Raw genomic sequence first — 15,203 nt, forward strand, 5'->3', positions numbered from 1 at the left:
AACATCCTTTTCAACCCACTTCAACAGATATTGGACGTTTAGTAAGAGCATCTGTTGCCGCGTGGTATCCTGTATTTGAAGAAAAAGAAATTCAGCTCGATGTTGATTTACCGACAGAGGAGACTTTTTATTGGGAAGCAGATCCTAAATGGATGACACGGGTTCTGGATAATTTATTTCAGAATATTCTTCGCCATGCAGCAGAGGGAAAATATGCACACATTGTGGTTGATGTAGAAACAGAACAGATCATTGTTGCAGACAGAGGTCCAGGTATGGATAACTCTTCCTATGAGCGTGGGGCGGGAATTGGTTTATCGACTTCAAATTATATGTTGAAAAAAATGAAGCTGAAAGCTGATTTTACATCAAATGAGAATGGCACAAGAGTAGCTATTGGTAGAGCTTAACCTAAAGGTAACCCACAATTAAACAACATGATAACCGAGATGTAACTTTGCTTCTTTATAATGAGAACCATAACAGAAAGGAAGTGTTATGGTTGCTTACAATTAATAACTTAGTCAAATATCGTTGTCAAAGAGCAGATTTTTTGTTCTTGAAATATATAATACGAGGAGGAGTAAAGGTGAGTAAAAAGTTTTTATTAACAACAGCAACAGCAATGCTATTAGCATCTTGTCCATTAAATGCTTTAGCAAATGAATCAAATGATTCGACTTTTGAAAATAAAAAAATTGTTGCTGAATTAGCAAACAATGAAACTGGTGTTTCTGCACAAGATTTTATTGAACACGCATTAACGGAATTAACTTTTCAACATGCTTCAGAAGAAATGAGAGCAGAAATTGTAAAACAGTGGGTGCATGATGGCGAATTGGAAAACCGCAAAGAGTCCATTACTAGCGGTGAAGTCGCGCGGATTTTCATTAGAGCACTTGGTGTTGAGAAAGATGAAAAAAGTGTAGCAGATTATTTACAATCGGCGAAGAATCACGATCTTTTCAAAGCTGATACTCAGGTGGGCGAAACTGTAACTGCTAGCGGTATGGAAAATCTGATTGAACAATATAAAAAGGTTGCAGCTAAACATATTGATGATACAGGCGTTCCAGAGATTTCAGTAGAAGATTTTATGAAGAACCCTGGAGATTCTAATTATCAACTTTCACCAGATGGAAATTACCTTTCCTATTCCTCTGCTTGGGAAAATCACATCAATGTGTTCGTAAAGAAAATAGGAGACGATAGTGAACCAGTTCGGGTAACTAGTTCCAAGGATCGTGATATTGATGGTTTCTTTTGGAAGGACGATCAAATCTTATATATAAAAGATAATGGCGGCGATGAAATTTTCCATATTTATTCCTCCAGTTTTAACGGACAAGAAGAGAGAGATTTAACGCCTTATCCAGACGTACGCGTACAAATCGTTGGAGACGCACGCCTACAAGTTATTAGTGGTTTACAAGGTGTTAAAGATGAAATTCTTATTTCGATGAACAAAGAAGATCCAACGGTTTTTGATGTCTATAGGTTAAATATTAAAACAGGCGAAACAACCCTGGTAGCAAAAAATCCCGGAAATATTGAGAGCTGGCTTACAGATCACGATGGAAAAATTAGAATTGCGATAGAATCCGATGGCGTCAATAGTACTGTGTTGTATCGTGATTCGGAAGAAGAAGCATTTAGACCTTTTGTCGATACAAAAGATGGTGACACTATTAGACCGATCGCTTTCTCCAAAGACAATCAATCTATTTATGCAGTGTCTAATAAAGATCGTGATAAAGCTGAGTTAGTAAAGTTCGATTTACAAGCGAACGAAGAGGTTCTTTATTCTAACCCACAAGTGGATGTGATAGGGGCCAAATACGACACAGATCAGGATAAATTACTATATAGTATATTTTTTACAGATAAGCGACAATATATATTCTTTGACGAAGATTTCGAAAACTCTTTTAATAGTTTAACAGAAAAGTTACAAGTTAGTGAAAGCGAACTTACAATTATTGACTACAACAAAGAAAGGACAAAATTCATTGTTTCCATATCAAGTGATAAAGTATATGGAACCTATTATTATTACGATTCAACATCGGATGAACTAACGAAATTAGCCGAATTAGGTTCTTGGCTGAACAAGGAGCATTTAGCAGACATGCATCCGATCTCCTATAAAAGTAGAGATGGTTTAACGATACATGGTTATTTAACGTTGCCAAAAAATAAAAACCCAGAAAACTTGCCTTTAATTGTAAATCCACATGGAGGTCCTTGGGGCCGAGATACATGGGGCTTCAATCCAGAAGTGCAACTTCTTGCAAATCGAGGATACGCTGTTCTGCAAGTGAATTTTAGATCCTCAGTCGGCTACGGAAAAGAGTTTGTAGATGCGGGTAATAAACAGTGGGGATTAAAAATCCAAGATGACATTACAGATGGCGTACAGTGGGCAATTGACCAAGGTATAGCAGATCCTGATCGAATTGGCATCTACGGGGCATCATTTGGCGGCTATGCAACGTTAGCTGGCATTACTTTTACACCTGATTTATATGCAGCCGCTGTTGACTACGTTGGCGTTTCTAACATTTTTACATTTTTAGAAACAATCCCTCCTTATTGGGAAACGATGCGAAATGAGCTTTATAAACGAGTGGGTCATCCTATAGAAGACAAAGAGCTTCTTGAACAAATCTCTCCTGTCTTCCATGTCGATAAAATTAAAACACCTTTATTTGTCGCTCAAGGTGCAAACGATCCTCGTGTCAACAAAGCTGAATCTGACCAAATTGTCGAGGCACTACAAGCAAGAGGGATTGACGTGGAATACATGCTTAAAGATAATGAAGGGCATATATTCGAAAACGAAGAAAATCGAATTGAATTTTACAATGCGATGATAAAGTTTTTGGATGATCATTTAAAGTAAAAAAACACTGACTCCAACATCAGGAGTCAGTGTTTCTATTATACATCAACCTTATTCTTCATCCTTAATAGTCTAAATTCTTTTCGTACTGAATAGCTTGAGAAAAAGTATTTATATCCTCCAAAACTCTGTATGTATTAAACAACCTTATGTAACCGTTCCTCTTGTAAAAGCTGTTTATTCTTGTTTTCTTCTTTGCGCTGATATATATTATTTCGAATAAGGGCGGTTATCACAAGCAGTGTTCCTACTACATCAAATATGGTTACTTTATATCCTTGCGTCATCATAATAACCAATGTCGTAATGGGAACGAAGTTAATAAATAAAATGCCATTAATTGACGACAATATTTTCACCCCATAGTTCCAACTAAGCAGTGCCACAATACCCGGCAATGTCATCATAAATAATAAATCATACTTAACAATCGAAATCGTTTCCATACTCGGTACTGAAACATATCCCAGTTTTGTGATTATTATCGTCATGATACCTGTTATCGCTGTACCAAATACACATGTCAAAGTTGAGTAGCGAAGTGTAGACCAATCACGAAATGATTGTCCGCCCATTGTATAGATTACCCATCCTATAACAGCAATTAACATAAAGGCTAGCGATAACAGGTTTTCTTCCAATGTAAGAAAGAAACTCATATTACCTTTTGTAATAACAAAAAAAGCGCCAACAAAGGCAATGGCCATGCTAATCATCATATACTTCTTCGGTTTCACATGTTTATATCCCCATAGAATACAAATTGAAATCATCGGCATTAGTGCCTCCATAATAGACGCTGCCATAACCCCGGACTTCCCCATTAACATTTCACCTAAGAAAATAAGTACGTTATATACAGTAAACGCCATCATCCCAAAGAAGATGAGCAGCTTTCCTTTCCCTTCCAAACGAAATGATTTCTTTCCTTCTTTCATCCACAATAAAATGACTAAAGCAATCGATACCGCCCCATATCGAATAAATGTAAAATAAAATGGGTCTATATACTCTAGTGCATGATCTGCAACTGGAAACATTGCTCCCCATGACATACTTGCTATTAAACATGCCATCGCACCTATTATCATTTCTGCCTTTTTCATCGCTGTAATCCCTCTCTCATGTCATTTCTTTGCATTTCACAACGAGAATTATAAAGGGGAAAAGATATCAAGTAAAATGATTGAAAATGATATAAAATATCTTTTATAATGATACTTTATAGCAAAGGAGGAATGTTCAATGGAGTTTCGAGACTTACAAATTTTCCAAAGCGTTGTACATCACGGAAGCGTTAGCAGTGCCGCAAAGGCATTAAATTATGTCCAATCTAATGTAACGGCACGTATTAAACAATTAGAAAGCGAGCTTAAAACACCGCTTTTTTATCGCCATAAAAAAGGAATGACGTTAACACCAGAAGGTCGAAAAATGGTTGCTTATGTTAATAAAATTTTACAGGATGTTGAGGAACTAAAAAAAGCATTTCTAGATAGTGATACACCATCCGGAACCTTAAAAATCGGGACAGTTGAAACAGTGAGGACATTACCAAACATCCTAGCCTCCTACTATAACAGATATCCCAATGTTGATTTATCACTAAAAGCTGGGTTAACGGATGAACTTATGAAAGAAGTAGCCGATCACAAATTAGATGGTGCTTTTATATCAGGACCTATTAAACATCCACTTTTAGAACAATATGATGTTTGTACAGAAACACTCGTTCTTGTTTCACAAAATAAAACTTTTCATATAGAGGAATTTATAACAACACCTCTCCTTGTTTCTAATCAAGGATGTGGATATCGTTCTAAGCTGGAACACTGGCTTAAAGATGAAGGTTTACTTCCAAAAAGAATCATGGAATTTAACATATTAGAGACGATTCTAAACAGTGTTGCACTTGGCCTTGGAATTACGCTCGTACCGGAATCCGCTGTTGAGCATCTTTCTATTACAGGCAAGATTCATTGTCATCCGATTCCTAAAAAATACGAAAGCATTTCAACCGTCTTTATACGTCGAAAAGATGTATATATGACAAACTCGATGCAAAGTTTTTTAAAAATAATTGCAGAGCATCGTCAGATAAACATGCTTTAACGTGTTAAATGTAAGTTATATTTTTCCCTACTTTTTAAAAAATGAATATATTGTGTCAAATCTAGAAATAAGGTATTTGAAAAGGTATAATTGTAAATTGGAATATATAATGAGGTGAGCCTAAATGAAATTAAAAATCACTGCGGTTGCTTTATTAGCTGCTGTTTTGTTAGTTGCTTGCGGTGAGGAAAATACAAATAAAGGAGATTCATCAAAAGAAACGACACAGAACATGAAGGAGTTAGTGCGTGATTACAGTGTAGGCAATATAAAAAACCAATCAGCCTCCATCACATCTACACAACTTATTGTTACCGACAGCAACAAAAAAGAGTTAGTCTATGACTTGCCTGAAGACGATTTCTTTGTTTCCATTGCACCTTACGTCAATGAAACCCATCCATGCACGAACCATAGCTTGACAGGTTGTCAAGGAGAAATGGTGGAAGAAGATTTTGATGTATACATTCAAGACAATGAAGGCAATGTGGTACTCGATGAAAACTTGAAATCCCAATCAAACGGATTTTTCGATTTATGGCTACCGAGAGATAAAACGTATCACATAACGATTGCTCACGACGGAAAAAAAGTGGAGTCATCGTTTTCTACTTTTGAAAGTGATGGCACTTGCATCACAACTATGCAGTTAATGTAGGCCAAAAAAACACCTGATTAGGTGTTTTTTTGGTTTAGTGAATGAAGGTGCTGACAAACTACGAACAGGAGTTGATAGATGAATTTACCCGGCAATGATTAGAAAACGGGAGGCAAGATAACTGTTAAATACATATTCTCATAGCATTATTTTAGTATGTTAAAGGGTTAACAGTGGAAATGAAGTAGGAGGCAATGTAAAAAGCCGGTGCAGAAAATCAACGAGCGCACTAATCCGCTATACTGGTTCCCAAGATAAAAAGAAATAGACCTCCCTTGAGCCTTGACAACGTCTAGGGATGGTCTATTTCAAAAAACCACTCTGAGTAGCCCCTTTGAGGGCGGCTATTGTAGATGACTGAAGATGTTCCCACATCTTCGGTCTTTTTTAGTCTATGATTATACTATAACATTCTAAACAAGAACAACCACACTTGTCATTGCTGCAACGCTTGTTAATTTTCTATACCTTTATAGTTACAGTATCTTTTCAGGACACATTTTAAGTAATTTACTTTTGACTAAAATAGTTGTACCAAATAGTAAATAAGAGCTTAAACAACAACAGACATTTAAATAATAACTTTCTTAGCTTTTGTGTCCAAAATATTGAGCTAGATCCAGTTGTTAACAGTCGATATCCAGTCATTCTAGTCATTCCAGTCAAACTCCAGTCGATGACATAATTTGAGTTACTAATTAACTCCCTTTATTCAATGTAAAATGTACCCTATAGGTAGACTTTTTTTCATGTCTACTCTATAGGGTATATTTTAATTAAAGTGTTGGTTTTTATTAGTTATGGTTATGTCCCTTGTAGATGTAAATTATCCCATGAAAAAATGATAGTATAATACTTTCCGTTGTGTTAACCCATCTCTTGTTCAACAATACTCTGTAATCTTTTCAAGTACTCCAATAATGCATTGTAAGAAATAGTGTTTAATGCCTGATAGTATTCACTTAAATTATAATTATTGAGGTATATCCAATGTACTCTATCTACAAATCTTTCTGTATAATTAAACGACATCAAAAAACTGTAGACAATACGTATCTTAATCTGCTTAAACTCTTTATATGAGATAGTTAATCCATTGTGAGGTAGCTTTTTAAAATCAAGTATACACAGTAATTTGCTACCTATTATGTCTATTTGATAATTAGAGATAATTCCCTTCTCAATTAAAACGGTTCCGATAATATTAATGATTGTCTCTGTTGTAATTAAATGCTCTATTGAATCGTTATCTAAAAGAGAAAATAATGTATTATCCTCCCTAATAAATCTGATATCGTCCTCATTAAAAGAAATATCTTTAGGAACGAATAAACCCTTATCTTTTCTTTTATTTAATTTCTCTGCCCACTTAAAAACATTAGAAGATCTTGCGGGTCCACACGTAATAAAATCGATATTCTCTATAATGAAATACTCTTCTTTAAATGATAATAATTCATAAAGTTCTATACCTTTTATATCATCTTCGTTACCTATAACAGTAAAATAAGGGTATATTGGACCGAATAGTTTCCTTAATCCTCGTTCGTACTTACTTCCTACTGTATTAGTGGTATGAAACTCATTCAAAACGATTTTCTTCTGTTTACTAAAACTTTCATTAGTTATTTTTTTGTTAAAAAGGTCATCTAAAAATTCATCAATTATAGAAGCATTAAAATCGCTCATTATAATATTAAAAGTTGTTGTATTTAGGTGCGTGTAACCGTTAACCTTTGCACCCTTAATCATATATTTTTCAAATAGATTGTTCATATCATCTAATAAAAGGTGTTCAATAAGATGTGCAACACCTGAAGGGATTCTTTCTCCACGTTGATTGATAAAAGACAAACCACCAATCGGTAAGCTAATACTAACGAATTGAGAATTAAGGTTGCAATTTTCAAAAACTTTCACTGTGTTATTACCATCTATGGTTATTTTTAAGTTTAATAATTTATCAAGTTTTTGCATGTAATCCTCCATATAAACAAAGTTGAACATTATTTTCAACCTTAAAAGAAGATCTAATAGAAAAGTCATTATTTGATTTTTGAATGATATTGCCGTGATTGTTGGTTAGATAATTTATATAGGCTCTTGTTAAAGCCAAAGGTCTATCTTTTATTATTAGACTGTTTAATCTAAAATAGTTTTCTGCTGCATCTATTGTATTCTTATCCCATAGCCCATTATTAATTTTTTCTAATTCATTGCTCACTTTTTCAATTACTTGATTCAACAATCCATTTTTGACCTTACTAAATATGACAATTTCACCTGTGTTAGCATTCCCTACTGAACTTACATCATAGACTAGTTGATGTTGTTCTCTTAACTGTTTAAATAATATACTTGTACTATTACCACCTATATAAAGATTTAATAAAGAAAAATCTTTATCTGTTATATTCAATGAGTTGACACTTAATAAGTTAACAAAAATACTATAGCTGTGATTGATGTTATACGAGATTTTTTTATTTTTAGCAGGAAGTATATTTTCGCTCCTTTTTTCGATCAAATTTTGATTTTTCGATACATAAGGACTTAATAAATGTTCATTATCTCTTGATATCCTACTACCTATATAAAAAATTATTTTTTTCAAGCGCCCTTCTTTTTTTGTTGAGCTAATCCAATTAAAAAATGAATCTATTGTTATTTGATTATAGGATGATGTTTCCCCATACAAACTAATAAAATCTATACCTGCTTCAGCATAGCATTTTTTTATTGCCTGACTTTTTATATCTTGATTTGCTCTTTGAGTTCTTTCTAAGGCACGTCTCATTGCAGTCTCAAATAGTTTATTGTTTAAATCATTTTCTAAATCGTTCAAATACGATATAGAATTAACTATTTCTTCAAAAAGCTTTTTAATTGAATTTAAAAATTGAAAATGTACATTGTAAATTAATAAATGATCTTTTTTAATTATATGTGTATAAAATTCAATATTGGAAGCTCTCATTCTTTCTTCAAATGTTATTTTTGTATACATATCGAAAATATTTAAGAAAGTTGCGTTATGCACAGTTAAAGGAATAATCCGGCAATTAGTAATAGAGTTTATATTAGACGATCGAATGTACTTAGTATAAAAATTATCATTTCTTCTTACAAATACCTCATCCATACAAAAACCTCCACCTTTATGCGTCTTACTTATGAATGCTGATTAAACTGGTGCATTAATGCTTTATTGTTTAACAAATCCTCACCCAATAGTTCGGATACTTCATCTGCGTTAAACTTATATCCATAAGTAAACAATTGCTTAATATAACTTCCCGCCTCTTCTTTTTCAAACCAATTTTCATCATATTTTTTAATTATTAATTCCTCTAACTGAGCATGTAATAACCATCCTCTTAATTGCCAAGCTGCACTAATTTCGTCATCTAATGTTAACAGATTATAAAGACTCATATCATCTTCTAATAGTGCCCTTGTGTAGTAACCATTATCTGCAAATTTAAGTGTACGATGAAACTCTACTTCAGTTTTTAATTTAGCCCAATACTTTCTAATGAGATATACCCTATACTTATATGCCTCTTTAGCGATATCAGAATTATATCCTCTTGACTTAAGCCAATGTTTATTAAAAAGCAAGCTTTCATTCAATGCACTAAATGCTTCAGCTACTGCATGATCCCCCATTCTTCTAAATGGATATACTAATCCTTCATCTACATTGTTAAAATGAAATCCATGGCCAAATTCATGGTATAAGTGCCGTTGAGTTTGAAACCCTTGTTTATTATCAGAGACCAATATTACTTCACCTGGTATTTTTAAAGGTACACAAAAAGAGTTTCCTGTTTTATTTCTAGAATTCACCCAAGCGACTTGAATTCCTTTAGTAGACCATTTCATTCTATCAATTAAGAAGTTCATATCAGAAACTGTACGCTCTATAGTGAAATCATCTAATTTATCAATACTATTTAGATTGAAATGTCCATTTGAACAGTTTTTTAAGACCTCTTCTGTAAAAAAGCTGTCTGTATATTCTAGAAATCTATCGTACTCACTAATTAAGTTATCTATTTTATACCTTCTTAGGTTATCTGCAACTTCAATAAAATCATTAAACCCTAACTTTATTGAAAGAGTATTTAAAATGGTATAAAATTCAGTTGCTTTTGGGTTATAATACTCATCTAAGTATTTATGGATTTCCCTGTTTAATTCATTGTTAAATGAGATTTGATTTGTTTTTTGTGCCTCTCTAAGTGATATTAATTTTCCTTTATTATTTATTACAGGTTGAATCTCTAATAAAGTCAAGTCATCGAGAAAATCTTTTGTATGGTAACTATACCATTGACCAATAAGATACCCTCTAATATAGAAATTTTCTCTTGACGAATCATCATATTCCCAACTTATATTTTTCAGTTTATTTATAAAATCCTCGTCAAAGAAATGATGATATTTATTTAAGACATTTTTATATTCATCCCTGCCACCTTGCCCAGTAAAGGACTTAAACATTGCAGTAGTAATTTCTTCAGCAAATTCCGGTAATTCAGTAGACACCATTGTTAATTTACTCATATCATAACTCACTCCTGATTTGCATTTTTTAACCAAGAAGGTAATACAATTAGTAAAGTGGCTATTAAAGGTAACATACCACCTATGATATATGTTTGCCGAACCCCTATGAATTCGGCTAATACTCCACTAGCACCAAATGCTAAAGGATTAACCATAGATACTAGGGTTCCTAGGATACTAAATACATGTGGAAGTTGTTTACTTGGAACTGTCCTTTGGACAAAACTAAATAAAGGAATATTAGCAATCGACATCGCAACACCATGTATGATAATAAAGAACATCGATAAATAAATACTAGAACTTAATCCGAAAAACACTTGTGCTATCCCCTGAGTAAAAAATCCTAAAGCTAACATTTTCCATAACGAATTAATTTTTTTGCTTCCTATGTATAAAGCTCCCAATGCTATCCCTACAAACCAAGAACCTTGAATTAAACCATATCCACCAGAACCAGCACCAAGTATATTTTCCGCATATGCTGGACCTAATACAGTAATAGGGGCACCACCAACATTCATAAGTATTCCAATACTGAAAATAATAATTAACGCTGGAGTTTTCTTCAAATAGCGAAAACCCTCTTTAAAATCATCTTTAATATTTGATTTATCTTTACCTTCAAAGGGATTTTTAATATTTTTTAACCGACTAATAAGAAAAGCACTTAAAAGCAAAGAGAAAGCATTTACAAGTATATTAAAAAATGCTCCAACACCTGCTATTAGTAAACCACCCAGTCCGTAGCCAGCAGTATTTACAATTCTATTAGACATCTGAGTGGTGGCATTAGCTGTTTCTAACTCATTTTTATTTACAATTTGAGGAATTATGGCATTAGTTGCTGGTCTATTAAAAACAACTAGGATACCTTCTAAGAATATGCATAAAAAGATTATATTAACAGTCAATAAATCAAACAAATAAAGTGTCATAACGGTTAAAACCAAGCCAGCACGTATTGAATCAGAGATTACTAGTAATCTTCTAAGATTATAACGACTTATAATAACGCCTATCCATAATCCTAGTAATAATTGAGGTATATCATACATTATCGCGAATATACCACTCTGTGCCGTAGAATTGGTAATATCCCAGATAATCCAAGAAAGAGCTATAAAATACAGACTTCCTCCTAACCCAGTACCCATTTGTGCAATCCATACGTTTCTAAAGTTATAATTTGATAAAACTTTTTTATAATTCTTAAATATTTCCTGCACCTCCAAACAATCGAGTAGGAGGGGGTGATTAAGCCCCGACCTCTCATACCACCGTACGTACCGTTCGGTATACGGCGGTTCCATTTATGTCTGACGTAGTTGTGAATATCTTACATATAGACTTTTCAACCTTCGCGACTCCCAATAGGAGTTTGTGAGGGTTCTTAGTGGAATTGGACTTTTGGCTATTCCCCAGTATTTCTTTCGAGAATTTCCCCATTTATATGCCTGTTGTTTCGGTACACCTAACCCCATGAGATTTCTCACTTTGGTTTTCGGTTTCTTCCACTCTTTCCATTGGCACATTCGTAGACGCCTTCTTATCCATTTATCTACTTCTTTGAACTTGGAGGGAGTATCCGCTAACGCATAATATCCACACCAACCAATCAAGTATTGATTCAATTGTTCAATTCTTATCTCCATGGGAATCGGTTTTGACCTTTGGAAAGCTCTTTATCTTCGGCTTTTTGCGAACATTTACCTGTTAAATCAGCGTGATAGTAATACGTACTTTTCGGAGTATCGAGGACGTCACACATTGCTGATACCGAATATTTGTGAGCGTTATTTCGAATCACATCTATTTTCGTCCCATGATCAGGACTGGTTACTTTAAAATGTCGTTCTCCATGAGTAAACGTTGGTTTTCTTTGCGAAGGCGCATCAATTCATTTTCTTCTTCTGAACAATTATCTTTTGCAGCGAAAGAACCTGTTTCACGATGGTTTTTAATCCAACGATCTAAAGCAGATGGTGTAATATCATATTCTCTGGTAATATCCGCATGGGATTTGCCATTTTCGTAAAGCTTCACTAATTGCAGTTTAATTCGGGTGTAAAAATTCGACGTTAAGGTGTCATCATAGCGCGCTCCTTATATTAACAGTCTAAGTTTACAGCCTCTTATTTTATCTGTCCAACTTAGTATAGCTGATTCAGGGATTTCAATCCGACGGACAGGAGAAGGTTTATAGGTACCCCTTTATCAAGGAAGTTTTAAGTGGTTCACATGTTTCGAGGATATGTCTTCGTAGGTCTTTTACGGACATATGGTTTACTCCAAGACTTCCTTTATTTTTTTCTACTCGTTTTAATGCGCGTAGAAGGTTTTCGAGTGACAGGATTCGTTCCATTAACATCAAGATGTTTCTTTCTAGGTGAACAAGACATTCTCTTTAAGCGGGTTTTTTACTAATCCCTTCAGAAAGACCCCATGGAATTCACTATTTCTTCCTTTCAGGCAGGTTCCCGTTAGAATTTTCTGCTTTTAAACAAAGAACCGTTTGCCGAGTGTTTGTTCTCCTAAATAGTTCAGTCCTTCCTTGATTCTCTCGAGTGAATCAAGTACTATGACCTCGACTGACTTCTGATTATTCAACTATCTATCACTAGATAGGTTACCAAGTGTACTTGGCGTGTTAATCAGACCTCCCCGGGTAATAATGCAATCTCTCCTTCCATCTATCTGCTTCATTTACTCTACATCACCTTCGGCAGAAAGGATTTTGTTATGTGTGGCAAACTCATCCAATGATGTCAAGCCTTATATGAAGTTCGTGTTCCCCAGACCGGAAATTTGCCGCTCGCTTCCTTCAGATTCTGCGTCACCACAGACACCCTTGCGTTTGTTACTTCTGCCTTCACAGCTCAGGACTTTCACCCTATAGATTGCACCCATGCCGGGCGCACTAAAAGAACCAAAAGAGCACAGTAGCTCTTTGGTTCTAATTTATAATAAAATGAGAGGGAAGATCGCCTTTAAAAGTTAGCTATTTAACTTAACCTTTTAATTCACTCTTGTCAGCACAGAATGGATCTGATTGTGGAGCCCATAAAACGTAAGCAAAAGCATTGTACTTAGTGTTGATTAGTTGGTGGCACTCTTCTGTTTCTTCAGGAATCTCTAATTCAAAAAATTTAATATCTTCCATGTATAACTCCTCCTTTTTTATAATCCTCCCCCTCAGATTATAAACGTGTAGTTGCCTCGAATTGACGTACTAAATTGTTAAACATATTCTCTTTGTATTGATCTGGACAATCTACTTGACCAATCCCCTCACCTTTAGTCAGAGTGCCTAAATGGCACCTCCCACCACAAACATACCTTAAATCACATGTTTTACACTCGGGAAGTAAATCTACCATAGATAGATTATGTTCATGGTCTATAATATCAAATAAGCTTTTAACACCGTCTTTTATAAAATTTCCTCTTATAAATCTTGGTGTAAGACAGGGAGAAACATCACCATTTGGATAAATGTCTATAGTATTACCGTAACCACAATTTCTTCTTGGATAACTCGGTGTAGGCATCCAAGCATCTTTATCAACAAAATGTTCTGCTGTATAACTTAATGTTGATGCAAAATCAGAAGGGTTTATTTCTTCTGTTAAGTTTACTCCTCTTCCCTCACTAACAAAGCTTGATAAATCTAAGTCTAACTTCATACCACCTAGTTCATTATTAATGTAATTGTAAAGATTATCTTGAATATCTTGTGCATTAGAATTCATCACTGTAATGTTTAATCCAACTCTAACATCTGAATTTTTTAATAATTTTAATGACTTTGTTACCCTATTAAATACCCCTTTACCTCTAATCTTGTCATTAACTTCTTCTGACGCACCATCTAAGCTGATTTGAAGATTATCTAAACATGTATTAAGTTCTTGAACTTTTTGTTCAGTAATTGCCATACCATTAGAGATCATTCCAGTTTTTGCTCCCTTACTCTTAGCATAACGGAGTATTTCTAAGTGACCTTTGTACAAAAGAGGCTCTCCACCTGTAATACTAAGGAAAAATTCGCCATACCTTTCTGAGGCCTCATCAATTAAAGCTAACCACTGTTTTGTATCTATTTCATCATATTCTTTAATTCCACTATCCATATAGCAATGTATACAACGTAAATTACATCTGTTAGTCAGGTGAAATTGTATATTACGTACGCGTTTAACGTTATCATCACTAGCAATATATGATTTATTAAAAAAGTCTTTAGTATAAAGCAAAGAAATCAATTTTTTCATTTGTTCTAAAGAGTCTATCTCTCGTTGATTATATTTATAAGAGTGAGACTTTACAGCTTCTCGCATACTTATATTATTGAGAAGTAATTTGAATAAGTACGAATCTCTATCTGAGAGGACAATCCAAGTAGGCACATTAATAGCAATAAATAAGTTCTTCCCCTTTACCTTCCTATGTTTTATTGGTTTGGGTAATTGCAAAGGTTTATCAAGGTCAAATCTTTCCTTTTTATAATACATAGCTCATCACCTATATTATTTATTTATTATTTCCAATAATTAATATTTCAAAAATATCACTAATATCAGAATAAGTCAATAATTAAATTTTATTTAATATACTTAATAATAAGTATATTTTATAGAATGTATATTTACTATTTATTTTTAAACTTTTTTCTGACCAATTAGTTGCATTTGGAACCTATGTATTAACTATACAAATTAAGAAATAAATAAGTATTAACTTCACAGGTATACGCTCACGTTTAACAGGAAGCCAGACAAAAAGCAATCGCTTCATTTTTAAATGGGGATTTTTATTCCGACGAAATTGGGGGCTTATTAAAGCCTAATTCACACTACCCACCTACCAAGTAATTTGTATTATAATTTCCTCGTTTATTTTTTACTTATATGGATATTTCTTACAAATCACCTCGGGATGTTCGACCTTCCTTCACTT

General features: G+C 33.9%; 12 protein-coding genes and 1 pseudogene. 4 read left to right on the top strand and 9 right to left on the bottom strand.

What is annotated here, in order from left to right; all coding sequences use genetic code 11:
- Together J2S08_RS15760 and J2S08_RS15765 are read left to right on the top strand one after the other, a co-directional pair.
- Positions 1-410: sensor histidine kinase (locus J2S08_RS15760; RefSeq protein ID WP_307231170.1), on the top strand; the 410-nt coding region annotated here is incomplete at its 5' end.
- A 179-nt stretch (positions 411-589) separates the two neighbouring features.
- The gene (locus tag J2S08_RS15765; RefSeq protein WP_370875696.1) at positions 590-2,902 is read left to right on the top strand and encodes a S9 family peptidase; all 2,313 of its coding nucleotides are present in this window, start codon (positions 590-592) and stop codon (positions 2,900-2,902) included.
- 137 nt (positions 2,903-3,039) lie between these two features.
- Here the strand turns inward: J2S08_RS15765 and J2S08_RS15770 are convergent, their stop codons facing one another.
- Positions 3,040-4,008 carry a DMT family transporter gene (locus J2S08_RS15770; RefSeq protein ID WP_307231171.1) on the bottom strand — a complete coding sequence of 323 codons (969 nt, stop codon included), beginning with the start codon at positions 4,006-4,008 and terminating at the stop codon, positions 3,040-3,042.
- A 139-nt stretch (positions 4,009-4,147) separates the two neighbouring features.
- On the opposite strand from J2S08_RS15770, the gene J2S08_RS15775 reads away from it, so the two are divergent.
- Entirely contained in the window at positions 4,148-5,014 is an 867-nt protein-coding gene (locus tag J2S08_RS15775; protein WP_307231173.1) for a LysR family transcriptional regulator, read from the top strand.
- 124 nt (positions 5,015-5,138) lie between these two features.
- The gene (locus J2S08_RS15780; protein ID WP_307231175.1) at positions 5,139-5,672 is read left to right on the top strand and encodes a CueP family metal-binding protein; all 534 of its coding nucleotides are present in this window, start codon (positions 5,139-5,141) and stop codon (positions 5,670-5,672) included.
- 867 nt (positions 5,673-6,539) lie between these two features.
- Here the strand turns inward: J2S08_RS15780 and J2S08_RS15785 are convergent.
- From J2S08_RS15785 to J2S08_RS15820, 8 genes and pseudogenes are all read right to left on the bottom strand, one after another.
- The gene (locus tag J2S08_RS15785; protein WP_307231177.1) at positions 6,540-7,649 is read right to left on the bottom strand and encodes a peptidase M16 family protein; all 1,110 of its coding nucleotides are present in this window, start codon (positions 7,647-7,649) and stop codon (positions 6,540-6,542) included.
- Complete coding sequence (locus J2S08_RS15790) at positions 7,636-8,814, bottom strand: insulinase family protein (RefSeq protein ID WP_307231179.1); 1,179 nt, start codon at positions 8,812-8,814, stop codon at positions 7,636-7,638. Before J2S08_RS15790 ends, J2S08_RS15785 begins: the two co-directional genes overlap by 14 nt.
- Before the next feature lie 29 nt (positions 8,815-8,843).
- Positions 8,844-10,241: a hypothetical protein gene (locus J2S08_RS15795; RefSeq protein WP_307231181.1), complete on the bottom strand. Its 1,398-nt coding sequence runs from the start codon at positions 10,239-10,241 to the stop codon at positions 8,844-8,846.
- 8 nt (positions 10,242-10,249) lie between these two features.
- Positions 10,250-11,557, bottom strand: coding sequence for an MFS transporter (locus tag J2S08_RS15800; protein WP_307231183.1), 1,308 nt, complete (start codon positions 11,555-11,557; stop codon positions 10,250-10,252).
- Positions 11,558-11,917 (bottom strand): annotated as a pseudogene (locus tag J2S08_RS15805) (group II intron maturase-specific domain-containing protein); the annotation flags it as partial. It abuts the gene before it with no gap.
- 166 nt (positions 11,918-12,083) lie between these two features.
- Complete coding sequence (locus tag J2S08_RS15810; protein WP_370875700.1) at positions 12,084-12,305, bottom strand: transposase; 222 nt, start codon at positions 12,303-12,305, stop codon at positions 12,084-12,086.
- 949 nt (positions 12,306-13,254) lie between these two features.
- Positions 13,255-13,407, bottom strand: a complete 153-nt coding sequence (locus J2S08_RS15815) for a hypothetical protein (RefSeq protein ID WP_307231185.1) — start codon at positions 13,405-13,407, stop codon at positions 13,255-13,257.
- Between the two features lie 37 nt (positions 13,408-13,444).
- Positions 13,445-14,758, bottom strand: coding sequence for a radical SAM/SPASM domain-containing protein (locus tag J2S08_RS15820; RefSeq protein ID WP_307231186.1), 1,314 nt, complete (start codon positions 14,756-14,758; stop codon positions 13,445-13,447).
- Between the last annotated feature and the right edge of the window lie 445 nt (positions 14,759-15,203).

This window comes from Bacillus chungangensis (assembly GCF_030812995.1).
Lineage (GTDB): Bacteria > Bacillota > Bacilli > Bacillales > Bacillaceae_C > Bacillus_CF > Bacillus_CF chungangensis.